23 protein-coding genes and 2 tRNA genes are annotated in these 23,551 nt (G+C 37.3%); 24 read left to right on the forward strand and 1 reads right to left on the reverse strand.

Going from position 1 to position 23,551, the window contains the following annotated elements; translation table 11 throughout:
- Positions 1-22 precede the first annotated feature (22 nt).
- The 4 genes from QUE18_RS02430 (at position 23) to QUE18_RS02445 (ending at position 4,496) form a co-directional block, all read left to right on the forward strand.
- Positions 23-1,450 carry an FAD-binding oxidoreductase gene (locus QUE18_RS02430; protein ID WP_008394107.1) on the forward strand — a complete coding sequence of 476 codons (1,428 nt, stop codon included), beginning with the start codon at positions 23-25 and terminating at the stop codon, positions 1,448-1,450.
- A gap of 88 nt (positions 1,451-1,538) precedes the next feature.
- Positions 1,539-2,675, forward strand: a complete 1,137-nt coding sequence (locus QUE18_RS02435) for an acyl-CoA dehydrogenase family protein (protein WP_008394108.1) — start codon at positions 1,539-1,541, stop codon at positions 2,673-2,675.
- 21 nt (positions 2,676-2,696) lie between these two features.
- Complete coding sequence (locus QUE18_RS02440) at positions 2,697-3,500, forward strand: electron transfer flavoprotein subunit beta/FixA family protein (RefSeq protein WP_009203211.1); 804 nt, start codon at positions 2,697-2,699, stop codon at positions 3,498-3,500.
- Between the two features lie 18 nt (positions 3,501-3,518).
- Positions 3,519-4,496: an electron transfer flavoprotein subunit alpha/FixB family protein gene (locus tag QUE18_RS02445; RefSeq protein ID WP_008394110.1), complete on the forward strand. Its 978-nt coding sequence runs from the start codon at positions 3,519-3,521 to the stop codon at positions 4,494-4,496.
- A 128-nt stretch (positions 4,497-4,624) separates the two neighbouring features.
- On the opposite strand, the gene QUE18_RS02450 is transcribed toward QUE18_RS02445, so the two are convergent.
- Positions 4,625-4,831 (reverse strand): DUF378 domain-containing protein, encoded by a 207-nt coding sequence (locus QUE18_RS02450; protein WP_008394111.1) that lies wholly within the window; start codon positions 4,829-4,831, stop codon positions 4,625-4,627.
- A 182-nt stretch (positions 4,832-5,013) separates the two neighbouring features.
- Between QUE18_RS02450 and QUE18_RS02455 the strand changes: the two genes are divergently transcribed.
- The 20 genes from QUE18_RS02455 to coaBC all read left to right on the forward strand — a co-directional run bounded on the left by QUE18_RS02455 (position 5,014) and on the right by coaBC (position 23,536).
- A complete protein-coding gene (locus tag QUE18_RS02455) occupies positions 5,014-5,514 on the forward strand; it encodes an HAD domain-containing protein (RefSeq protein WP_008394112.1) in 501 nt (166 codons plus the stop codon).
- Positions 5,515-5,528: 14 nt separating this feature from the next.
- Positions 5,529-6,011, forward strand: a complete 483-nt coding sequence (locus QUE18_RS02460; protein WP_009203210.1) for an HD domain-containing protein — start codon at positions 5,529-5,531, stop codon at positions 6,009-6,011.
- A 72-nt stretch (positions 6,012-6,083) separates the two neighbouring features.
- Positions 6,084-6,156 (forward strand) — tRNA-Phe (locus QUE18_RS02465).
- 6 nt (positions 6,157-6,162) lie between these two features.
- A tRNA-Gly gene (locus QUE18_RS02470) sits at positions 6,163-6,233 on the forward strand.
- Positions 6,234-6,465: 232 nt separating this feature from the next.
- Complete coding sequence (locus QUE18_RS02475; protein WP_015530698.1) at positions 6,466-8,520, forward strand: BglG family transcription antiterminator; 2,055 nt, start codon at positions 6,466-6,468, stop codon at positions 8,518-8,520.
- Positions 8,517-8,966, forward strand: a complete 450-nt coding sequence (locus QUE18_RS02480) for a PTS sugar transporter subunit IIA (RefSeq protein ID WP_009203208.1) — start codon at positions 8,517-8,519, stop codon at positions 8,964-8,966. The genes QUE18_RS02475 and QUE18_RS02480 overlap by 4 nt, the downstream gene beginning before the upstream one ends.
- Before the next feature lie 33 nt (positions 8,967-8,999).
- Positions 9,000-10,385, forward strand: a complete 1,386-nt coding sequence (locus QUE18_RS02485; protein ID WP_009203207.1) for a PTS ascorbate transporter subunit IIC — start codon at positions 9,000-9,002, stop codon at positions 10,383-10,385.
- Positions 10,386-10,417: 32 nt separating this feature from the next.
- Positions 10,418-10,693 (forward strand): PTS sugar transporter subunit IIB, encoded by a 276-nt coding sequence (locus QUE18_RS02490; protein WP_009265590.1) that lies wholly within the window; start codon positions 10,418-10,420, stop codon positions 10,691-10,693.
- Positions 10,694-10,702: 9 nt separating this feature from the next.
- A complete protein-coding gene (locus tag QUE18_RS02495; protein ID WP_009203205.1) occupies positions 10,703-11,563 on the forward strand; it encodes a transketolase in 861 nt (286 codons plus the stop codon).
- 1 nt (position 11,564) lies between these two features.
- Entirely contained in the window at positions 11,565-12,518 is a 954-nt protein-coding gene (locus tag QUE18_RS02500; protein WP_009203204.1) for a transketolase family protein, read from the forward strand.
- A 130-nt stretch (positions 12,519-12,648) separates the two neighbouring features.
- Entirely contained in the window at positions 12,649-13,803 is a 1,155-nt protein-coding gene (locus QUE18_RS02505; RefSeq protein ID WP_009203203.1) for an NAD(P)-dependent malic enzyme, read from the forward strand.
- Between the two features lie 110 nt (positions 13,804-13,913).
- The gene (gene malQ / locus QUE18_RS02510; RefSeq protein WP_008394116.1) at positions 13,914-15,347 is read left to right on the forward strand and encodes a 4-alpha-glucanotransferase; all 1,434 of its coding nucleotides are present in this window, start codon (positions 13,914-13,916) and stop codon (positions 15,345-15,347) included.
- 259 nt (positions 15,348-15,606) lie between these two features.
- Positions 15,607-16,611, forward strand: coding sequence for an ABC transporter substrate-binding protein (locus QUE18_RS02515; RefSeq protein WP_009203202.1), 1,005 nt, complete (start codon positions 15,607-15,609; stop codon positions 16,609-16,611).
- A gap of 90 nt (positions 16,612-16,701) precedes the next feature.
- Positions 16,702-17,595, forward strand: coding sequence for an ABC transporter permease (locus tag QUE18_RS02520; RefSeq protein ID WP_009203201.1), 894 nt, complete (start codon positions 16,702-16,704; stop codon positions 17,593-17,595).
- Between the two features lie 16 nt (positions 17,596-17,611).
- The gene (locus QUE18_RS02525) at positions 17,612-18,406 is read left to right on the forward strand and encodes an ABC transporter ATP-binding protein (protein WP_008394120.1); all 795 of its coding nucleotides are present in this window, start codon (positions 17,612-17,614) and stop codon (positions 18,404-18,406) included.
- Between the two features lie 927 nt (positions 18,407-19,333).
- Positions 19,334-20,182, forward strand: a complete 849-nt coding sequence (locus QUE18_RS02530; protein ID WP_008394123.1) for a Rossmann-like and DUF2520 domain-containing protein — start codon at positions 19,334-19,336, stop codon at positions 20,180-20,182.
- The gene (gene panB / locus QUE18_RS02535) at positions 20,179-21,006 is read left to right on the forward strand and encodes a 3-methyl-2-oxobutanoate hydroxymethyltransferase (protein ID WP_008394124.1); all 828 of its coding nucleotides are present in this window, start codon (positions 20,179-20,181) and stop codon (positions 21,004-21,006) included. The genes QUE18_RS02530 and panB overlap by 4 nt, the downstream gene beginning before the upstream one ends.
- A gap of 78 nt (positions 21,007-21,084) precedes the next feature.
- A complete protein-coding gene (gene panC, locus QUE18_RS02540) occupies positions 21,085-21,927 on the forward strand; it encodes a pantoate--beta-alanine ligase (protein WP_009204075.1) in 843 nt (280 codons plus the stop codon).
- A gap of 18 nt (positions 21,928-21,945) precedes the next feature.
- Positions 21,946-22,335: an aspartate 1-decarboxylase gene (gene panD, locus QUE18_RS02545; protein WP_009265588.1), complete on the forward strand. Its 390-nt coding sequence runs from the start codon at positions 21,946-21,948 to the stop codon at positions 22,333-22,335.
- A gap of 10 nt (positions 22,336-22,345) precedes the next feature.
- Entirely contained in the window at positions 22,346-23,536 is a 1,191-nt protein-coding gene (coaBC, locus tag QUE18_RS02550) for a bifunctional phosphopantothenoylcysteine decarboxylase/phosphopantothenate--cysteine ligase CoaBC (protein WP_008394127.1), read from the forward strand.
- Positions 23,537-23,551 lie beyond the last annotated feature (15 nt).

The following is a 23,551-nucleotide window of genomic DNA, read 5'->3' on the forward strand; positions in this document are numbered from 1 at the left end:
AAACTTTTAAGGAGGAAGATAAATGAGTGAGTATCAGTATAACAAAGTGACACCAGAGATGATCGAGAAATTCAAAGAGATCGCTCCAAAACGTGTCTTAGTGGGTGATGAAATCAATGAGGATTTCACCCATGATGAGATGGCAATCTACGGAAAAGCTAGACCAGAAGTTTTAGTAGAAGCAACATCAACAGAAGAAGTTGCAGCTGTCGTTAAACTTTGTAATGAAAACAAGGTTCCTGTAACACCAAGTGGTGCAAGAACAGGATTAGTAGGAGGAGCCGTAAGTATCGGTGGCGGTGTTATGATTTCTCTTACAAAGATGAACAAGATCCTTGGATATGACAAAGAAAACTTTGTAGTGAAGATTCAATCAGGAGTCCTTTTAAATGATCTTGCACAGGATGCAGAAAAACAAGGATTATTATATCCACCAGATCCAGGTGAGAAATTCGCAACAGTCGGTGGAAACGTAGCAACCAACGCTGGTGGTATGAGAGCTGTTAAGTACGGATGTACAAGAGATTATGTACGTGCCATGACAGTTGTATTACCAACAGGTGAGATTGTAAAACTTGGAGCTACTGTATCAAAGACAAGTTCAGGATACAGCTTATTAAACTTAATGATCGGTTCTGAAGGTACTTTGGGTATTATCACAGAACTTACATTAAAAGTAATTCCAGCACCAAAATCAGTGATCAGTCTGATCATTCCTTATGAAAACTTAGAGGATTGTATTGCAACAGTACCACAGTTCTTTATGCATCATCTGGCACCACAGGCTCTGGAATTTATGGAAAAAGAAGTTGTTATGGATACTGAGAAGTTCTTAGGAAAACAGGTATATCCAAAAGAATTAGAAGGAACAGAGATTGGAGCATATTTATTAGCAACATTTGATGGAAATTCTGAAGAACAACTGGAAGATATCATTGAACAGGCATCTGAAGTAGTATTAGAAGCAGGAGCAATTGATGTATTAGTTGCTGATACACCAGCCTTAAAGAAAGATGCATGGGCTGTCCGCGGAGCATTACTTGAGGCAATTGAAGCAGATACTGTACTGTTAGATGAATGTGATGTTGTAGTTCCAACAAATAAGATTGCAGAATTCCTGACATATACAAAATCATTAGAAGCAGAAGCTGATTTCAGAGTGAAGAGCTTTGGACATGCTGGAGACGGTAACTTACATATCTATACATGCAGTAATGACATGGAAGAAGGAGAGTTTAAGAAACAGGTTGCAGTCTTTATGGATAAAGTATATGCAAAAGCAACAGAATTCGGTGGAATGATCTCTGGAGAACATGGAATCGGACATGGAAAGATGGACTACCTAGCAGAGTCTCTCGGACCAGTTCAGATGAGGATCATGGAAGGTGTCAAAGAAGTCTTTGATCCAAATATGATCTTAAATCCAGGTAAGATCTGCTACAAATTATAATTTTAATAGGAAACGATTAATCAAACATAAACAAGTAACATAAAACATATACAAAGCTTTTTTAAGGTTATTTTAGGAGGATATCAAGATGGCATATTTAATTTCAGAGGAAGCAAAAGACTTATTACAGGATGTACACGAGTTCTGTGAAAACGAAGTAAAAGAACAGTGTAAAGCATACGACGTCAGTGGAGAATGGCCAAAAGAAATTTATGACAAAGCCATTGAAATGCAGTTACATTCATTAGAAGTACCAGAAGAATACGGTGGACCAGGATTATCAAGAGTAGACGTTGCGGCACTGATCGAAGAAATGGCTATCGCAGATGCAGGATTTGCAACAACAATTTCTGCCAGTGGATTAGGAACAAAACCAGTACTGATCGCAGGAAATGAAGAACAGAAAAAACATGTATGCCAGAAGATCATTGATGGTGGATTTGGAGCTTTCTGTTTAACAGAACCAGGAGCAGGATCTGATGCTAGTGCAGGAACAACAACAGCTGTCAAAGACGGAGATGAGTGGGTATTAAATGGAAGAAAATGCTTCATTACAAATGGAGGAATCGCTTCTTTCTACTGTATCACAGCTATGACAGATAAAACAAAAGGTGTTAAAGGAATCTCTATGTTCTTAGTTGATGCTGGAACACCAGGATTAAGCACAGGTAATGAAGAAAATAAAATGGGTATCCGTACATCAAACACATGTGATGTTGTATTAGAAGACTGTCGTATTCCAGCTGCAAACTTAGTTGGAGAAGAAGGAAGAGGATTCTCAATCGCAATGAAGACATTAGACCAGGCAAGAGCTTGGATGGGATGTGTTGCAACAGGTATCGCACAGCGTGGTATCAATGAAGGTATTGCATATGCCAAAGAAAGAGTTCAGTTTGGTAAACCAGTCATCAAAAATCAGGCAATGCAGTTTAAAGTAGCTGATATGGAAATCAAAACAGAAACAGCTCGTCAGATGGTTGCACATGCTTTAACAAAGATGGATATGGGATTACCACATTCCAAAGAAGCAGCGATCGCAAAATGCTATGCATCTGATATCGCAATGGAAGTAGCTTCTGAAGCAATCCAGATGTTCGGTGGATATGGATACAGCAGAGAATATCCAGTTGAGAAATTATTAAGAGATGCTAAGATCTTCCAGATTTTCGAAGGAAGTAACGAAATTCAGAGAATCGTCGTAGCAAATAACACAATCGGAAGATAGAACATAAGAAGGAGTAAGACTATGAACATTTTAGTATGTATCAAACAGGTTCCGGATGATTCTGTAGAAATCCATTTAAATGCAGAAGGAACACCGGATTTAGCAAACGTAACACCTGTTGTAAATGCATTTGACACCTATGCTCTCGAAATGGCAGCACGATTAAAAGAATCCTCTGAAGGAGAAGTAACAGTTGTATGTGTCGGAGAAGATAGTGCAAAGAACTCTCTGAAAAACTGTCTTGCAGTTGGTGCAGATCATGCATTTTTAGTAAGTGATGATGCATTCAAAGGATCTGACACAACAGGAATCGCAAATATCCTAAAAAATGTGATCGCAAAATTAGAAGCGGACAATGGTCAGAAATTTGATCTTGTATTCTGTGGAAAAGAAGCAACAGATGCCGCACTTGGACAGGGTGGCTTAATGTTAGCTGAAGAACTTGGAACAAGTGTGATCACAAATATTACAGAAATCGCTTTAGATGGCGATAAAGTGACAGCAAAACAGGAAACAGAAGAAGGATACCGTACAGTAGAAGCTTCTGCACCATGTGTTGTAACAGTCACAAAACCAGAATATGACCCACGTTACCCAACGATCAAGAATAAAATGGCAGCAAGAAAGAAACCAATCGGCGATATTAAAGAAGTTGATCTTGCTGATCTTGAAAAAGAAAAAGTCGGAGAATCTAATGCAAAGGTTCAGATCGTTAAATTATATGAACCAGCGAAGAAAGAAGCCGGAATCAAGATTCAGGAAGAAACACCAGAAGATTCAGCAATAAAAGCAGTCGCTATGATGGCAGATGCCAAAGTATTCTAGGAAGGGAGAACAAAGGACATGGCAGAATGTAAGAATATCATGGTATATGTAGAAACTGCAGAAGGAAATCCAGTCAAAGTTGGATTGGAAATGTTATCTCCAGCCAAGAAACTTGCCGATAAAGTTACGGCAGTTGTTATTGGAGGTGGAGTAGCAGATGCAGCAAAAGAAGTAGCAAAGGCCGGAGCCGATCAGGTCATCTGTGTCGACAGCGAAGATTACAAAGAGTTTAATCTCGATGCATATGCTCAGGTTTTAGTAGAATTAGTAAAAGAAGAAAATCCAGAAGCTGTATTTGTAGGTGGAACACAGGATGGAAAAGATATCGCACCAGTTGTTGCAGCAAAATGTAACACAGGATGTGCATCCGATGTATTAGATATCAAAGCAGAAGATGGAGAAGTTATCTATACATGCCCACTTTATGGTGGAACTGTATTGGAAGATGTAAAGATCAAGACAACACCACAGATAGCAACATTACGTTCCGGAGCATTCCAGAAAGTGGAAGACCCAACTGAGGGTGAAGTTGTAGCCAAAGAAGTAAAAGTAGCTGATGATGTGATCAAAGCAAAGATCACAGAAAGTGTAAAAGAAATCGCAGAAACGATCAACCTGGAAGAAGCAGAAGTTATCGTATCTGGTGGACGTGGAATGGGAAGCAAAGAAAACTTCGCATTAGTTGACGATCTTGCAAAACTCTTAGGAGGAGTTGTAGGAGCAACAAGACCAGCCATTGAAGACGGATGGGTATCAAAGATTCATCAGGTTGGACAGTCTGGAAAGATCGTTGCACCAAAATTATATATTGCATGCGGAATCTCTGGAGCTACACAGCACGTATCAGGAATCATGAATTCTGGATACATTGTAGCAATCAACAAAGATGAAGATGCACCAATCTTTGACGTAGCCAATGTAGGAATCGTTGGAGACGTTATGAAAGTGCTTCCTGTTATGATCGAAGAGATCAAGAAGATCAAGGATGCACAGTAAATAAATATCTATTTTTAAAATAGCTTGTTTCTATACTTAATGTATATTCACCATTTATAAAAGGTCAGATTATGGCGTATGCCATAGCCTGGCCTTTCTTTCCGTGTATAATTAATAAGAAGAAACTTTTATATATCACGTCCACAATGCCGGTAAAATGCCAGCATATACAATCCACATAATCCAACAAGTGCATACACAACTCGTGACAGCCAGCTCATATCTCCAAACAAAAATGCAACAAGATCAAATCGGAAGAATCCGATCAATCCCCAATTTATAGCACCAATGATCGTAAGCGTTAAAGCTGTACAATCCAAACATTTATTTCCCATAATAAAATCAAACCTCCTTGATGTGAAATGTAAAGAATTCCAGTATAGTATTTACAAAAAAAAGGATTTTATGTACAAGGTATTAAAAACCTTAAAATACATTTACGTTTAAAAAAAAAGAGAGTATAATACTCATCAAAGACCATGTCTGACTACCGTGAAGGTAAAGGAGGAACAAAGGCATGAAAGTTATTTTTTTAGACGTAGACGGAGTATTGAATTCACAGCAATTATTCGAGAAATGCGAAGATGATCAGCTGATTTCTGTAGATGAGGATAACATTAAGAATTTAAAAACAATCGTAGATGCAACAGGAGCAAAGATCGTATTATCATCATCCTGGAGATACGGATGGGCAGAACACAGTGATGCTGTGCAGGACTGGTGTCAGATTCTAGTTGACATCTTAGCGAAATACGACCTAAAGATCATAGATAAGACAGAATACCTAAGCAGTGGAAGAAGAGAAGATGAGATCAAAGATTGGCTGGATAAGTGTGAAGAGAAGATTGAAGGTTTTGTCATATTAGATGATGGTGCATATGAATGGCATAGACACGGATTTGACAAACATCTGGTCAAGACAGATTTTTGTACAGGTGGATTAAGAGAAGAAGATGCAGACAAAGCAATTAAGATCTTAAATAAGAAAAGATTATTCAGCTTTTTCAAAAAATACTAAAGGAGAGTTAACAGATGGATATAAATAAAGTGACAACAGCAATGATCGATTACTATCAAGGTCAGCCAAAGAGAATCCAGCATTTCTTGAAAGTACACGCGTATGCAAAGCTGATCGGAGAACAGGAAGGATTAGATAAGGAAATTTTAGACATCCTGGAAGTGGCTGCATTAACACATGATATCGGTATCAAAATAAGCGAAGAAAAATACAACAGTAGTGCAGGAAAATACCAAGAGGTTGAAGGACCGGCAGTTGCACAGCAGATGCTGGAAGACTTACAATATGACAAAGCAAAAACAGACAGAGTCTGCTATTTGATCGGACATCACCATACATATGATCAGATTGACGGTATTGATTATCAGATTCTTGTAGAAGCAGATTTTTTAGTAAATCTTGCAGAAGAACAAAGTTCTAGAGAGACAATTGAGTCCGTAAAAGGCAAGATTTTTAAGACAAAAACAGGAATCTGGCTGATAAATAAAATTTTTTGAAAAAAAAGCTTGCCAAGAGTCGAGGAATATGATAAAGTATAGAAGTCGCAGAAATGAGACAACAATTTAACTGCCCAGATAGCTCAGTCGGTAGAGCAGAGGACTGAAAATCCTCGTGTCGCTGGTTCGATTCCGGCTCTGGGCATTGTATGCGGGTGTAGTTCAATGGTAGAACTCCAGCCTTCCAAGCTGATCACGTGGGTTCGATTCCCATCACCCGCTCTTTTATTAAGAAGAATGTTATGCATTCTTCTTTTTTTATGTTTAAGCATAAAAATAATAAAAGTACAGGATCCATCTAAACGATAAATGCACAAACATGAGTAGTTTTGTACAAATTTTGCACTGTGTACATTCTGCAGATTTGTGCTTTTTCTTTGTACATTTCTTGGACTTTTATTTTAAGAGTTGATTCGGTATGATAAATATATGGAAAGCAAAAGGAGGTAAGAACATGTCAATCGTATATAACTTAGATGTAAGATGTCATGAGATGTTGAAATATTTATTATATCAAGATGGCTATACATCGATCACACAACTTGCAGAAGAAATGAATATTTCTAAGCGTAGTGTTTATTATGATATACGCAAGATCAATGAATGGATGGAGGCACAACATCTGTCAGAATTAGTCGTTGAGCGAAAAAAGGGAATACGAATTGACGATGAACAAAAAGCAATGATTCGTGCAGGATTAAAGATGATACCATCTGAACTTGCTTATGTGTTTACACCAACAGAACGAGTAAAGATCATTATATGTTCTATTTTGCAAAGAAATAGAAATTTGTTTCTTGATGATTTTATGGATTTTTGTCAGGTGAGTAGAAATACAACGATAAGCGATGTGAAAGAGGCAGGAAGAATCATTTCTGAATATCAGCTGCAGCTGATTTACGAAAATGGAAAAGGGTATCACATTAAGGGTGATCTTGTACGAAAAAGAAGTATTTATTTTTCTTATTTTAGTTCAATTGCAGATTTTTATAAGAAAGGAATTCTTCCGTTAGACGCTCCAGAAAAAGTACAAGAATTTTTGGACAGATTAAAAGATATTGAAAACGCGTTGGATGTTCAATATGTACAAGGAACGTTATACACTATTGCAGTGTTCTTTTCAACCATTGATAATCGTACAGATGTTGTTGAATTTTCGAAAAAAGAAAAAATGGAGATTATGGATACGAAAGAGTATGAAATGGTATCTAGAAGATTTTCAGATTTAAAAGAAAGTGAACAATTATATCTGACATTACATTTACTGGGATCAAGAATGCAGAGTATACCGGTAGATTTTATGGAAGAAGAATCTGGGCAAGAATCACAATGGCTTTCCAGGATACTTGTAAAAGCTTTTTCACGAATTGCAGGAGTTGGATTCTCAAAGGAGAGAGAGTTAACAGAGGCACTGGCAGCTCATTTAAAGACATCAATGTATCGATATCGATATGGAGTACAGCTTGCGAATCCTATGTTAGATAATATAAAAAATGAGTATGGAGATCTCTTTGAACTCACAGCAAGAACCTGTAAATATTTGGAAAAAGAAATTGGATTTCCGATTCCGGAAGGTGAAATTGCGTATATAACATTACATTTTGGCGCATTTATCAGTGCAGGACAGGAAAAAGAAAACAGATTAAGAATTTTGATCGTATGTCCCAATGGAGTCAGTACTGCAAATATGATATGGGGTGAGATTCAGACACTTGTCCCAGATGCAGATGTAGTTGACGTGTGTTCATTAAGAGAATATGAGAGAGCACATGATTATAATGTAGTGATTTCGACAGTCGTAATTGAAAATGAAAAAGATCTGATTTTAGTACATCCGATTCTTACAGATAATGATCGAATGAAAGTTTTGCAAAGATGTATGAAGTATAAGCATGAAAATAATGTCAGTATTTCGAACATTACAGAAATTGCATCAAAATATATGACAAATGATAATTTACAAAAATTTAAAGAAGAATTGATTGAGCTATTTTCAAAAAATTCTCTGAAACAATATGTGGAACATAAGAAAAAACCTCAAAAGGGATTGTATGAAATATTGGAGGATCCATATATTCGCATTATAAAAGATAAGTTTAAATGGCAGGATGCGATAAAAGTTTCTGGAGAGGTATTATTAGAAAATAAATTGATCAGACAGTCTTATATAGACAGCATTATTTATAAAACAGACCAATATGGTCCCTATATGTTTATTACAAAACAGGTATTTCTTGCACATTCAGAAATTGAAGATGGAGCACAAAGCATGGGCTTATCAATGACTATTTTTAAAAAGCCTGTGGAATTTATAACATTAGATGGTAAGCAGCGATTTGCAAAAATTATTTTAATGTTATCAGCTCAGGATCAAAAATCGCACATTCGTTTATTGAATGATATAATGACAATTTTTTCAGAACAAAAAAATGAAGAAAAATTATGGGGACAGAAAGAAATTTTGGATGTTAAAAATGTATTGTATGAACTTTTACAGGAGGAAAAATGAAGCAGATATATGACATGTTGAAATTGGAGAATATAAAAATTCTTGCAGGAGTAAAAGACTGGAAAGAAGCAATTTATACAGCAGTTCAACCATTAGTAGATGGTGGATATTGTGAAGCAAGATATAGTGATGAGATCATAAAAAATACAGAAAAACTTGGACCATATTATGTGCTGTGTGAAAATGTGGCATTGATTCATGGGAGTACAGAACAAGGAGTTATCAAACGTCAGATTGCCATTACACTATTAAAAGAACCAGTAAAATTTAAAGAAGACGGATACGATGTAAGAATTCTTGTTACGTTAGCTGCAACAGATGCGGAATCGCATATGGAAGTACTACAGGCGATGTCAGAATTATTTGAAAGCAAAGAAAGTACGCAAAGAGTTTTAGATGCTTCAAATGAAAAAGAAATTTATGACTTGTTTGTTGGGGCAGTGTAGAAATTATATGGAGATACACAAGGAGGATAAAAGATGAGTTTTATTATTAATATATTATCAACACCTGCGATTTTGGTAGGTCTGATTTCATTATTTGGTTTGATTTTGCAGAAAAAACCAGTAGAAGATGTTGTAAAAGGAACAGTAAAAACAATTGTTGGATTCTTGGTACTGACAGCAGGTTCAAGTTTTTTGCAGACAGGGTCTTTAAATGATTTTGGTGTGATTTTTAATTATGCTTTTAATATGCAGGGAGTTGTGCCAAATAATGAGGCAATCGTATCGTTGGGATTAGCTGATTTTGCAAGTGATACAGCTTATATTATGTGTATTGGAATGATCGCTAATATCGTATTAGCAAGATTTTCAAGATTACATTACATTTTCTTAACAGGACATCACACATTATATATGTCAGCAATGTTAGCAATTATTTTAAATGTTGGAAATCTAACAGGTCCAATGTTATGGATTTCAGGTGGACTGATCCTTGGACTGATCATGGTAATTTCACCAGCACTTTGTCAGCCTACTATGGAAAAAATTACGGGAACAGATGAACTTGGATTTGGACATTTTGGTGGATTTGGTTATTGGTTTTCAGCACAGATCGGAAAGCTATTTAAAGATAAGAGTAAATCTACAGAAGATGTGAATTTCCCACAAAGAATTTCTTTCTTACGTGATACAACAGTAGCAATTGGTTTAACAATGACAATCTTCTTTGTTGTTGTAACATTTGTAGCAGTTGTTGTGAGAGATGGAATGAGTGACCCAACAATTTCTGCTTTCTTTAAAGGTGAAACACAAACACATTGGATTGTATGGGCTATTACAAAAGGATTAAGTTTTGCAGGTGGTGTATATATCATCTTAAGTGGGGTGCGTTTGATCATCGGTGAGATCGTTCCAGCATTCCGTGGTATTGCTGAGAAGATCGTTCCAAATGCTAAACCTGCAATTGACTGCCCGGTAGTATTCCCATATGCACCAAATGCAGTATTAATGGGATTTCTTGTATCATTCTTAGGAGGTATTGTAGGATTATTTGTTCTTGGAGGAATCAATAAGGCATTAATTCCAGTAGCGCTTATTTTACCAGGAGTTATTCCTCATTTCTTCTGTGGAGCAACAGCAGGAGTTTTTGCAAATGCAGAAGGTGGATTAAAGGGATGTCTAGTAGGATCATTTCTGCATGGATTACTAATTACATTTCTGCCAGCAATTTGTATGCCAGTTATGGGATCTTTGAACTTTGCAAACTGTACATTTTCAGATGCAGATTTTTCTATTACAGGAATTATTTTAGGAAATATTGCTCAGTTTGTAAAAGGTGGAGGATTATTTGCGGTATGTGTAGTATTATTCCTTCTGCCAATTATTTATAACGTTATTATGCCAAAGAAAAAAGAAGCTTAAAAATAAGAATTAGATTTTAGGAGGTATTTATTATGATTAAATCAATTATGTGTTGTTGTGGTTCAGGACTCGGATCAAGTATGTTAGTTCGTATGAACGTTGAAAAAACTCTGCAAAAGATTGGAGTATCAGGAGTAAGTGTAACACATTCTTCATTATCAGATGCAGCAGAAGGAGCAGCAGATTTATTTGTTGTAGGAAAAGACTTAGAAAATTTTGTAAAACAATTACCAAGAGTAGTTATTTTAGATAATATTATGGACAAAACAGAGTTAGAAAACAAATTAAGAACAGAGTTTGAAAAATAAAAGGGATTTATGAATATGGAAAAGGATAAATTAGAGGAGTTGAAGCTTTTATCAGCTAAGATTCGTAAAGACGTTTTGGAAATGTTGGAAAAACGTGGTTACGGACACATGGGCGGTTCTTTATCAATTGTAGAGTTGATGAGTGTACTTTATGGAAAGCAGCTTCGATACGATGCAAAGAATCCTGATTGGGAAGAAAGAGATATGGTTGTATTATCCAAAGGACATTCAGGCCCAGCGTGGTATAGTGTACTTGCAGAAAAAGGATTTTTTGACAGAGAATGGCTATTTACATTAAATGATGGTGGAACTAAACTTCCATCGCATCCAGATCGATTGAAAACACCAGGAGTAGATATGACAACTGGATCACTTGGTCAAGGAACATCTGCAGCGGCAGGAATTGCAACGGGATTTAAAATGAATAAAACAGATCAGTATGTATACCTGATCGTTGGAGATGGAGAATTAAATGAAGGTCAATGCTGGGAAGCATTTCAATATATTGCGCATTATAAATTAAATCATTGTGTTGTGATTATTGATGATAACAAAAAACAGTTAGATGGTACAACAAAAGAAGTAATGAATCCATTTAGTATCGAAAATAAAATGAAGGCATTTGGGTTTTATACACAGACTGTAAAAGGAAACGACGAGGAAGCAATTGATGAAGCAATCAACCGGGCCAAAAATGTAAAAGACCAGGCAGTATGTATTATTCTTGATTCCATAAAAGGAGCTGGAGTCCCATATTTTGAACAGTTGGATGCAAATCACTCCGTAAAATTTAATAATGATACGATTAAAAAAGCTACTAAGGATGCAATCAAAGAGTTAGATGAGTTCATTAAGGGAGGTGCCAGGTAAAATGTTTCAATTAGCAGAAAACAGACAGGAAGCAGGAAGAGAATTAAGAGATTGCGTTGTTGAGACATTGCAGGAACTTATGAAGGATGATGACAAAATAACAGCTCTTGAAGCTGATTTGGGTGGAGCAAGTGGATTTACCAAAATTAAAAAGACAAATCCAGAGCGTTTTATTCAGTGTGGAATTGCAGAAGCTAATATGATGGGAGTTGCAGCTGGATTATCTTTGACAGGGTTTAAACCATTTACGCATACATTTGCACCATTTGCGACAAGAAGAGTATTTGATCAGTTATTTTTATCCGGTGCATATGCAGGAAATACAATCAATGTTTATGGCTCAGATCCAGGATTTAGTGTGGCATCCAATGGTGGAACTCATACAGCGTGGGAAGATGTAGCATTGATAAGAGAAATCCCAGGAGCAGTTATCTGCGATCCAGCAGATGATGTACAAATGGAATGGATCATCAAAGAGTTTTTGAAAATGGAAGGAATCCATTATGTAAGGAGTAATCGAAAGGCTGTACGAAATGTATATAAAAAAGGTTCCTCTTTTAAAATTGGACAGGGAAATATTTTAAAAGAAGGAAAAGATATATTAATTATTGCAGCTGGGCAACTAGTTTCTGAGGCATTGGATTGTGCTGAAGAATTAGAAAAAGAAGGATATTCTGTAGAAGTTATAGATATGTTCACAATTAAGCCTTTGGATGAAAAATTATTGATCAAGGAAGCAAAAGGGAAAAGCAAAATTGTAACCATTGAAAATCATTCAATTTATGGCGGACTTGGAAGTGCGGTTTCAGAAGTGATTGCAGAAAATGGAATTTCTGTGCCAGTAAAAAGAATTGGTGTCAAAGAAAAATTTGGACAAGTAGGAACAGCAGAATTTTTACAAGAGGAATTTGGATTGACCGCTAAACAGATAAAGGAAACAATTTGTCAATTTTAAGCTGTGAAGGAGCAGAGTAAAAGTTCTGCTCCTTTTTTGTGATTGTCTCTTCGGACTAGACTCGCTTTGTTTGATAAGGTATACTGTTTAAAGAAGCAAAATCTGAAGAATCATAAAGGAGATACAAAAAATGGATTACAACAAACTGGCATTAGAAATGCACGAACAAAACAAAGGTAAGATCGCAGTACGTTCTAAAGTAACAGTAAAGACAAGAGATGACTTAAGTACAGCTTATACACCAGGAGTCGCAGAACCTTGTCGTAAGATCCGTGATAATAAAGAAGAAGTATATCGTTATACAGCAAAAGGTAATTTAGTAGCTGTCGTATCTGACGGAACAGCTGTATTAGGACTTGGAGATATCGGCCCAGAAGCAGCAATGCCTGTTATGGAAGGAAAAGCCCTTTTATTTAAAGAATTTGCAGATATTGATGCATTCCCAATCTGTCTTGATACAAAAGATACAGAAGAGATCATCAAAACAGTCAAGAATATCGCACCATGTTTCGGTGGTATCAATTTAGAAGATATTTCCGCACCAAGATGTTTTGAGATTGAAAAACGTTTAAAAGAAGAATTAGATATTCCAGTATTCCATGATGATCAGCATGGAACAGCCATCGTTGTAGCAGCAGGATTATTAAATGCCTTAAAATTTGTCGGAAAGAAAATGGAAGATGCAAACATTGTGATCAATGGAGCAGGATCTGCTGGAATCTCTATCTGTAAACTATTATTACAGTTTGGCGCAGGAAATGTTGTCTTAGTTGACCAGAAAGGTGCATTATGTCCAGGAGAAGACTGGATGAATCCAGCACAGAAAGATATGGCAGAGATCACAAACAAAGAGAAACAGACTGGAACATTAACAGAGATCATCAAAGATAAAGACGTATTTATCGGAGTTTCTGCACCAAATATCGTGACAGCCGAAATGGTATCTACTATGGCAGACGATGCGATCATTTTTGCCATGGCAAATCCAACACCAGAGATCATGCCAGATGAAGCGAAGAAAGGTGGAGCAAGAGTTATCGCAACAGGAAGATCCGATTTCCCTAATCAGATCAATAACGTATTAGTATTCCCAGGAATCTTCAGAGGAGCTCTGGATGCAAGAGCTGGACAGATCACAGAAGAGATGAAGATGGCAGCAGCAAGAGCGATCGCAAGTATCATCAGTGATGATGAGTTAAATGAAGAGTATATCATTCCAGGTGCATTTGATGAAAGAGTCTGCAAAGCAGTAGCCAAAGCTGTTGCAGAAGAAAGCCAGAAATAAATGATAGAATTAAATTAAGTACAAGAGCACTTCTGTTCAAGAAGTATGTTTTATGATATACTATATTGAGTTGTGAGAAAATTTTAGGAGATTTTAGGAGAATTCATTCAATGAAAACAAGCGGAATATTATTGCCAATTTTTAGTTTACCATCAGATTACGGAATTGGATGCTTTTCAAAGGAAGCATACAAATTTGTAGATTTTTTAGAAGAAGCAGGCCAGAAGTACTGGCAGATCCTTCCATTAGGAACGATCGGTGCGGGAAATTCTCCTTATCTTTCGTTTTCAAGTTTTGCAGGAAGTGCATATTATATCGACTTAGAACAGTTACTGGAAGAAGGACTTCTTAAGAAAAAAGAACTCGAATCAATTAAGGAAGAAAACAAGGGCAAAGTTGACTATGAGAAAATCAGAGAAGATCACAGAAAGCTTTTAAGAAAAGCTTATTTCAGATTTCATCCAGATGAAGATTATAAGAAATTTATCAAAGACAATGAATACTGGATCGGGGAATATGCAGAATATATGAGCGAGAAGAAAAGTAAATTCCCAGAAAGTTATTTCTGCTTCTGCCAGTATTATTTCCATAAACAGTGGCTTGCGCTGAAGAAATATGCGAATGACAAAGGAATTCAGATCGTAGGAGATCTTCCATTTTATGTAGCCTTAGATGGAACAGCATTTACATACCACAAAGAATTATTTAAAGTCGATGAAGAAGGAAAGGCAACGGTTGTAGGTGGATGTCCTCCAGATGCATTTGCAGAAGATGGACAGGTATGGTCCAATCCTGTATATGACTGGGAATATCATAAGAAAACAGATTACGAATGGTGGATGAAACGTTTACGTCATAATTTTATGTTATATGATATTTTAAGATTAGACCATTTCAGAGGATTCGATGAATACTTTGAGATTCCAGCAGAAGACGAGACAGCTGTTAATGGAGAATGGGTCAAAGGTCCAGGAATGGATTTCTTTGAAGCAATGAAGAAAGAACTTGGCGAGAAGAAAGTTATCGCAGAGAACTTAGGATTCTTAACAGACAGCGTGCATAAACTTCTAGATGATACAGGATTCCCAGGAATGAATGTTCTGGAATTTGCATTTGGAGCATATGATGACAGCATCTATCTTCCACATAAATACAAAGAAAATAGTGTTGTATACACAGGAACACATGACAATGATACGGTTGTTGGATGGTACGAAACATTATCAGAAGATGATAAGAAATTCTTAGAGCATTATTTAAAATACAGTACGATCGAGAGAACAGGAACTGTACATTTAGACTTGATTTCTCTTGCATTAGAGAGTCGAAGCGATATGGTGATCATCCCACTTCAGGATTATCTTGGATTAGGAAATGAAGCAAGGATCAACACACCATCTACGGTAGGTGGTAACTGGGAGTGGAGAGTGAAAGAAGAGCAGTTAACAGATGAGTTAAAAGAACTGATCAGAACACTGACAATAAAATATCGTACAGTTGCAGAAGAGAATGCGAAGAAAGCAGCCGAAGAAGCACAGCAATAGAAGAAATTGATAGAAGAAAAAGGATGAAAGAATTTGGGAAATCTTTCATCCTTTTTTGCATAGAAATAAAGAAATATGCGTATAAAATAATTGATATTAGATTGTATGGAATATGATGTACCATATAAAGCAATAAAATTAGCTTGACGACACAAAATCATAGTGCTACAATTTAGTACATAAAAGCATTGAAGTTTTAAAGTTCAGAAGTTTAAAGCCAAGGAATGCAATCGGGAACGATATTAAGGAGGAGAAAAATATGAGATTAAAGAAAGTCATGGCAACAGGATTAGTTGCTGCATTAGCATTATCCACAATGGTTGGTTGCTCAAGCAAGAAAGACAGTTCAGACCAGAAGAAGATCGGAGTCGTTCAGTTAGTAGAACATGATGCTTTAGATGCATCTTACAAAGGGTTTAAGGATGGTCTTGAGAAAGCTGGATATAAAGACGGAGACAAGATCAAGATTGAATATAAGAACGCACAGAATGAACAGTCAAATTGCCAGACAATTGCCAAACAATTTGTTACAGATAAGTGCGATCTTGTATTAGCGATCGCAACACCAGCAGCACAGGCAATGGCCAATGAATCAAAAGATATTCCGATTTTAGTAACAGCTGTTACAGATCCAGCCGATGCCAAACTGGTGAAATCAAATAAAAAACCAGGAACAAACGTATCTGGAACATCAGATTTAACACCAGTAGCAAAACAGATGAATCTATTAAAAGAATTAATTCCAAATGCAAAGAAAGTTGCAATGTTATATTGTTCTGCAGAAGCAAACTCCAAATTCCAGGTAGGACTTGCGAAGAAAGAAGCAAAGAAATTAGGATTAACAACAGTCGATGCAACGGTATCAGAATCCAGTGAGATCCGTCAGGTTGTAGAATCCTTAAAAGGTAAAGTTGATGCAATCTATTCACCAACAGACAACATGATCGCAGCAGGAATCAATACAGTATCCATGGTAGCAAATGAAGCTAAGATTCCATTTATCGTAGCTGAAGAAGGAATGTGTACAGGTGGAGGACTTGCAACATACGGAGTTAACTACTACAAGTTAGGACAGCAGACAGCAAAGCAGGCAGTAAAGATCTTAGAAGGAAAAGCTGAACCAAAAGATATGCCAATTGAATATCAGGAAAATGCGGATCTGATCATCAATAAAGACACAGTAAAGACATTAGGAATTAAGATTCCAGAGAAGTTAAAAAAAGAAGCTAAGATGGTAACAACACAGAAAAAGAATAATAAATAAGATTTTCTTGCATGTAAGATTACAAGAAGATCAGGAAGTGTCTTCCGATTTGCGGGAGGCACTTCTGTGCATTTAGAAAAGAGGTAGAAAATGGCATTAATTACAAATCTTTATAGTGCATTAGCCCAAGGAACATTATGGGGAATCATGGCACTGGGAGTTTATATTACATTTAGGATCTTAGATATCGCAGACTTATCCTGCGATGGAACATTTGCACTCGGTGGATGTATCAGTGCAATCCTTATTACAAGGGGAGTCAATCCATTTGTAACATTATTATTTGCACTTGTAGGAGGAATGTTAGCAGGACTTGTTACAGGCTGGCTGCACACGAAACTTATGATCCCTGCGATCTTGGCAGGTATTTTAACAATGATCGCATTATGGTCCGTTAATATCAGAGTTATGGGAGGACCAAATGTTTCATTACTTGGAGAAGACACTGCATTTACAAAGGTAATGGATCTGTTAGGAGTAGATCAGACACTGGCAACATTGGTAGTTGGAGTCATTATTGGAGCCATTGTGATCGCAGCTCTGTACTGGTTTTTTGGAACAGAGATCGGATGTGCACTTAGGGCAACAGGAAACAATGAATTTATGGTACGTGCTTTAGGGGGAAATACAGATACATCCAAAGTTTTAGGACTGGTGATTTCTAATGGACTGATCTCAGTATCTGGAGCTTTAGTAGCCCAGAACCAAGGATACGGAGATATCAAAATGGGAACAGGATCTATTGTAATTGGTCTTGCATCCATTGTAATCGGAGAAGTTATCTTTGGAAAACGTTTTAACTTTGCTTATATCCTTGCATCACTGATCGGAGGAGCAATGGTATATCGTATGATCATCTCACTTGTTTTACATTTCGGATTAAGTACCGATGATATGAAATTATTCACAGCGATCATCGTAGCATTAGCACTCGGTATTCCTGCTCTCAAATCAAAATATTCACACCGCAGGACACCAGCATAGAAAGAGGGGCAAAGTTATGTTAGAAATTAAAAATGTACATAAAACATTTAATAAAGGAACGATCAATGAGAAAAAAGCATTAAATGGAGTCAATCTTCACTTAGATCCTGGGGACTTCGTAACGATCATCGGAGGAAATGGGGCCGGAAAATCTACAACTCTCAACATGGTAGCAGGAGTCTATCCGATCGATCAAGGAACGATCATTCTAGATGGCAAGGATATCTCAGATCTTCCAGAATACAAACGTGCCTACATGTTAGGAAGAGTATTCCAGGACCCAATGATGGGAACGGCAGCAGGTATGCAGATTGAAGAAAACATGGCAATGGCAAACCGTAGAGGAAAGAAAAGAGGCCTGAGCTGGGGAATCACAAAAAAAGAAAAAGAAATGTTTAAAGAAAAATTACAAATGCTCGACTTAGGACTAGAAGATCGAATGACATCCAAAGTAGGACTATTATCCGGAGGTCAGAGACAGGCATTGACACTGCTTATGGCAACACTGAAGAAACCAAGCCTGCTATTATTAGACGAACACACAGCAGCCCTTGATCCAAAGACTGCGAAGAAAGTACTAGATATCACAGAGAAGATCGTAGCCAGAGATAATCTTACAACAATGATGGTAACACATAATATGAAAGATGCGATCAATATTGGAAACCGTCTGATCATGATGAGTGATGGAAAGATCATTTATGATGTGAAAGGGGAAGAAAAGAAGAAGCTTAAGGTAGCAGATTTATTGCAGAAATTCGAAGAAGCCAGCGGCGGAGAATTTGCAAACGATAGAATGTTGTTGTCTTAAAATTTTAATTTGTAGTTGGCCAACTGTAGATTTCGAGTATATGATAAAAAATAAATAAACGATCGGAAGAGCAGCTAGAGAATTTTACTCACGTTTTGTACAGATCGCTGATCCGCCGGCTTTCCTTGCGTAACTCGCCTTCAAAGGTATTGAAAACCAGAACTTTTTGAGACTCAAACAACGCACCAAGCCGGCTGCGAATCCGTAAAAAACGTGGCAAAATTCTAATGCTGCTCTTCCGATCGTTTATTTATTTTTTATCATATACCAGAAGTCTAAAGTGTGGACAATTACAAGATTGGAAAACTTAAGTGGTGTGTATGTTGAGTGTTATCGTTTTTCAATTTTTGTAGTGACAGACAGTGTTTATTATAAATACCAATAACTTCAGTTCATCAAACTACTCGCTAAATCGGTGCTTGTTTAAGCCCTTTCATCTTCTGTTAACGAATACAAAAATCATCAACCAATATCGTTTAACATACACACTGTGTAGTGAATTGAATAGTGTTCCGTTGTATGAGTCAGAAAGAACAAGAGAAGAAATATTTATAAGAATAAAGGGTGACAACATGAGCACTTTTTGAATGCGTTTTTTACAAATTCGCAGCGCCCTGTGGTTGATTGTCTGACCGCAGCTGCGGGCATTTTGGCTCGCAGCCAGGAAGTTATCAAAGGAACAGGCGCGGATCAGCGATTTGTAAAAAACGCTTTCAAAAATGCGGAGTGTCACCCTTTATTCTTATAAATATTTCTTCTCTTGTTCTTTCTGACTCATACATGCAACACCATTACAATCAAAATTATACTTGCTATTTCCCCACACGGGTGTTATAGTTAACATCTGGATGGTATTCTTGAAAGAAATCATACCGGCAAATCAATTTAACTTAGAACATCACCCGCAGGAAAGCAGGTGATACATGTATGAAAGTAGGATTTATCGGAGCGGGGAAAGTAGGCTGCTCTCTTTATGATTACTTTGTACACAACAATATACCCGTCACAGGGTGTTACACCCGTACACAAGCAAAGGTAAGTGGAACGGAAAAACAGACTCAGAAGATATTTACAACCTCAATTGATAAAATATTAACAAAGAGTGATGTTCTATTTTTAACAGTACCAGACGATGCAATAGCCGCAGTCTGGGAACTAGTCAAAACTTATCCGATACAAGGAAAGTTTATTTGTCATTGCAGCGGATCATTAGGATCAGCTGTTCTTTCTGGAATTGAAGAAACCGGAGCGTACGGTTACTCTATTCATCCAATGTTTCCATTTAAGAGTAAAAAAACTGCATACGAAGATTTATCACAGGCTCTATTCAGTGTGGAAGGAAATGAAGAACACATAGAAGAGATCATGGATCTGTTATCTGCGTGTCCAAATCACATCGTGAGATTAAAAAGCGAAGATAAACCAAAATATCATGCAGCAGCTGTGTTTGCATCGAATCTTGCGGTCGGACTGATCAATCAGGCCAAAAGACTGCTTATGGAGTGCGGATTTGATGAAGATGCAGCACTGAAGGCATTGAAACCGCTGACAGTTACGAACATGAACAATATATTTGATGTTGGAACATGTGATGCACTGACAGGCCCAGTGGAACGCCATGATATCAAAACAGTGCAGAAACATCTGAATGCCTTGGATCAGGAGACAAAGGAAACTTATAGTGCCCTGACAAAAGAGATCATAAAACTTGCGCAGATGCGACATCCTGATATTTCTTATGCAGACATGAAACATGTATTGGAGGAAGAAAAATGAAAACAACAGTAAGCACAGTACAGAAGATGAAGGATAATGGAGAAAAGATCACAATGCTGACAGCATATGATTATTCCACTGCAAAATTATTTGACGAAGCTGGAATTGACACGATGTTGGTTGGAGATTCTCTTGGAATGGTTATGCTTGGATATGATTCAACGATTCCTGTAACTGTTGATGATATGATCCATCATGGAGCAGCCGTTGTAAGAGGGGCAAAAAACGCTATGATCGTTGTCGACATGCCATTTTTATCTTATCACACATCTGTATATGATGCGGTAGCAAATGCTGGACGAATCATGAAAGAAACAGGTTGTACAGCAGTAAAATTAGAAGGTGGAAAAAATGTATGTCCACAGATCGAAGCAATCGTGAATGCACAGATTCCAGTATGTGCCCACATTGGACTGACACCACAGTCATCTAATATGTTTGGTGGATTCAGAGTGCAGGGAAAAAGCGAGGAGGCAGCAAAAGAACTGATCGAAGCTGCACAGGCAGTTGAGAAAGCGGGAGCATTTATGCTCGTTTTAGAAGGAATTCCTGAGAAATTAGCAGCGATCATCACAAAGAAAGTACATATTCCAACGATCGGAATCGGAGCAAGTGCTGAATGTGATGGACAGGTATTAGTTTATCAGGACATGTTAGCAATGTATGGAAACTTCGTACCAAAATTTGTAAAACAGTTTGCACAGGTTGGAGAAGTGATGCAGGGAGCAGTCAAAGACTATATCAATGCAGTCAAAGAAGGAACTTTCCCTGGACCAGAAAATACATATGCGATCAGTGATGATGTCATTGAAAAATTATATTAAGACCAAAAACAGACAATAAAAAGGACATAATTTATATAAATAGATTCCCACGTATAATGGGAAGAAGGAGTTTTAGTAATGAAAATCGTAGGAACAGTCAAAGAAGTCAGAGAACAGGTAAAAGAGTGGAAGAAACAGGGACTAAGCGTAGGTTTCGTGCCAACGATGGGATATCTTCATGAAGGACATAAAAGTCTGATGGATGCAGCAAGAAAAGGGAACGACAAAGTTGTTGTAAGTATTTTCGTAAATCCAATGCAGTTTGGACCAACAGAGGACCTTGCAACATATCCAAGAGATTTAGACCATGATGCAGCATTATGTGAAAGTGCAGGAGTAGACCTGATCTTCCATCCAGAAGCAGAAGAAATGTATGAAAAAGATTTCTGTTCTTTTGTGGACATGACAGGACTTACAGAAGGACTTTGTGGAAAAACTCGTCCAATTCATTTCAGAGGCGTATGTACGGTTGTAAATAAATTATTTAATATCGTAACACCAGACCACGCATATTTTGGACAGAAAGACGGACAGCAGTTAGCAGTGATCAAACGTATGGTACGTGACTTAAATATGGATATTGAGATCGTTGGATGTCCGATCGTTCGTGAAGAAGACGGACTTGCAAAGAGTTCAAGAAATACATATCTTTCTCCTGAAGAAAGAAAAGCAGCACTGATCCTTTCTAAGACGGTAGCATTAGGAAAAGAACTTGCCAAGACAGAAAAAGATGCAAACAAAGTCGTAGAAGCAATGAAGAAAAACATTGAGACAGAACCACTTGCCAAGATTGATTATGTAGAAGCAGTTGATGCTTTATCTATGGCACCAGTTGAGAAACTGGAAGGAACATGTATGTTAGCTATGGCAGTTTACATTGGAAAGACAAGACTCATTGACAATACACTGATTAACGAATAGACTTAAGGAGAAAGAAAAATGAACATCAGCATGTTAAAAGGAAAAATTCATAGAGCAACAGTAAAACAGGCAGAATTAGATTATGTAGGAAGTATCACAGTCGATCCTGTATTATTAGAAGCAGCAGGAATCTTAGAATATGAACACGTACATATCGTAGATGTGAACAACGGAAGCCGTTTCGAGACATATACAATTCCAGGAGAGCCAGGAAGTGGGATGATCTGCTTAAACGGACCTGCAGCACGTTGCGTGGCAACAGGAGATAAGATCATCATTATCGCATATGCAGATATGACACCAGAAGAAGCAAAAACATTTGAACCAAAAGTTGTATTTGTAGATGATGAGAATCAGATTTCCCGTTGCACAAACTATGAAAGACATGGACGTTTAGAAGATATGTAGGAGAAAGATCATGTTAAAAGGAAAAACGATAGTATTGGGTGTGACAGGAAGTATTGCAGCTTATAAGATGGCAAATGTAGCGAGTATGTTAGTGAAACGTGGATGCGAAGTTCACGTAGTCATGACGAAGAATGCAACAAATTTCATCAACCCGATCGCATTTGAAAGTTTGACCAATACAAAATGTCTTGTAGAAACATTTGACCGTAATTTTCAGTTTCATGTAGCACATGTATCACTGACAGACAAAGCAGATGCGATGCTGATCGCACCAGCTTCAGCGAATATCATTGGTAAGATCGCAAATGGAATCGCAGATGATATGTTATCAACAACCGTAATGGCATGTAACAAACCAGTGATCATTTCACCAGCGATGAATACAAAGATGTATAATAATCCAATCTTGCAGGATAATCTTGATAAACTAAGAAGATTTGGATATGAGATCGTAGAGCCTGCGAATGGACATCTGGCATGTGGAACAAGTGGTGCAGGAAAGATGCCTTCAGAAGAAGTGCTGGTTGCACATCTTGAGAGAGTGATCGCCAAAGAAAAAGACTTAAAAGGCAAGAAAGTCCTTGTGACAGCAGGGCCAACGATCGAAGCAATCGATCCAGTACGTTATATTTCCAATCATTCCTCAGGAAAGATGGGATATGCGATCGCTAAGATGGCGATGCTTCGTGGAGCGGATGTTACGTTAGTCACAGGAAAGACAGCGATCGAACCCCCGATGTTTGTAGATGTTGTTCCGATCGTGAGTGCACAGGATATGTACGATGCAGTGATAAGCAGAAGCGATGAACAAGATATCATCATCAAATCTGCAGCTGTTGCAGATTATACACCAGCGAATGTCAGCGATCAGAAAGTCAAGAAAAAAGACGGAGATATGGCGATTGAACTGGTAAGGACAAAAGATATTTTAAAGACACTTGGAGAGAATAAAAAAGAAGGTCAGTTCTTATGTGGTTTTTCCATGGAAACACAGAACATGTTAGAAAATTCTAGAGCTAAACTAGAGAAGAAAAAGATCGACATGATCGCAGCCAATAACTTAAAGGAACAGGGAGCTGGATTCAACACAGATACAAACGTGATCACACTAATCACAAAGGATGAAGAAAAGCAGCTTCCAAAGATGACAAAAGAAGAAGTTGCAGATGCACTTCTTGATTTTATCGTTTCTAAAAATTAAATAAAATAATCGATC

This window comes from Anaerostipes hadrus ATCC 29173 = JCM 17467 (assembly GCF_030296915.1).
Taxonomy (GTDB): Bacteria; Bacillota; Clostridia; order Lachnospirales; family Lachnospiraceae; genus Anaerostipes; species Anaerostipes hadrus.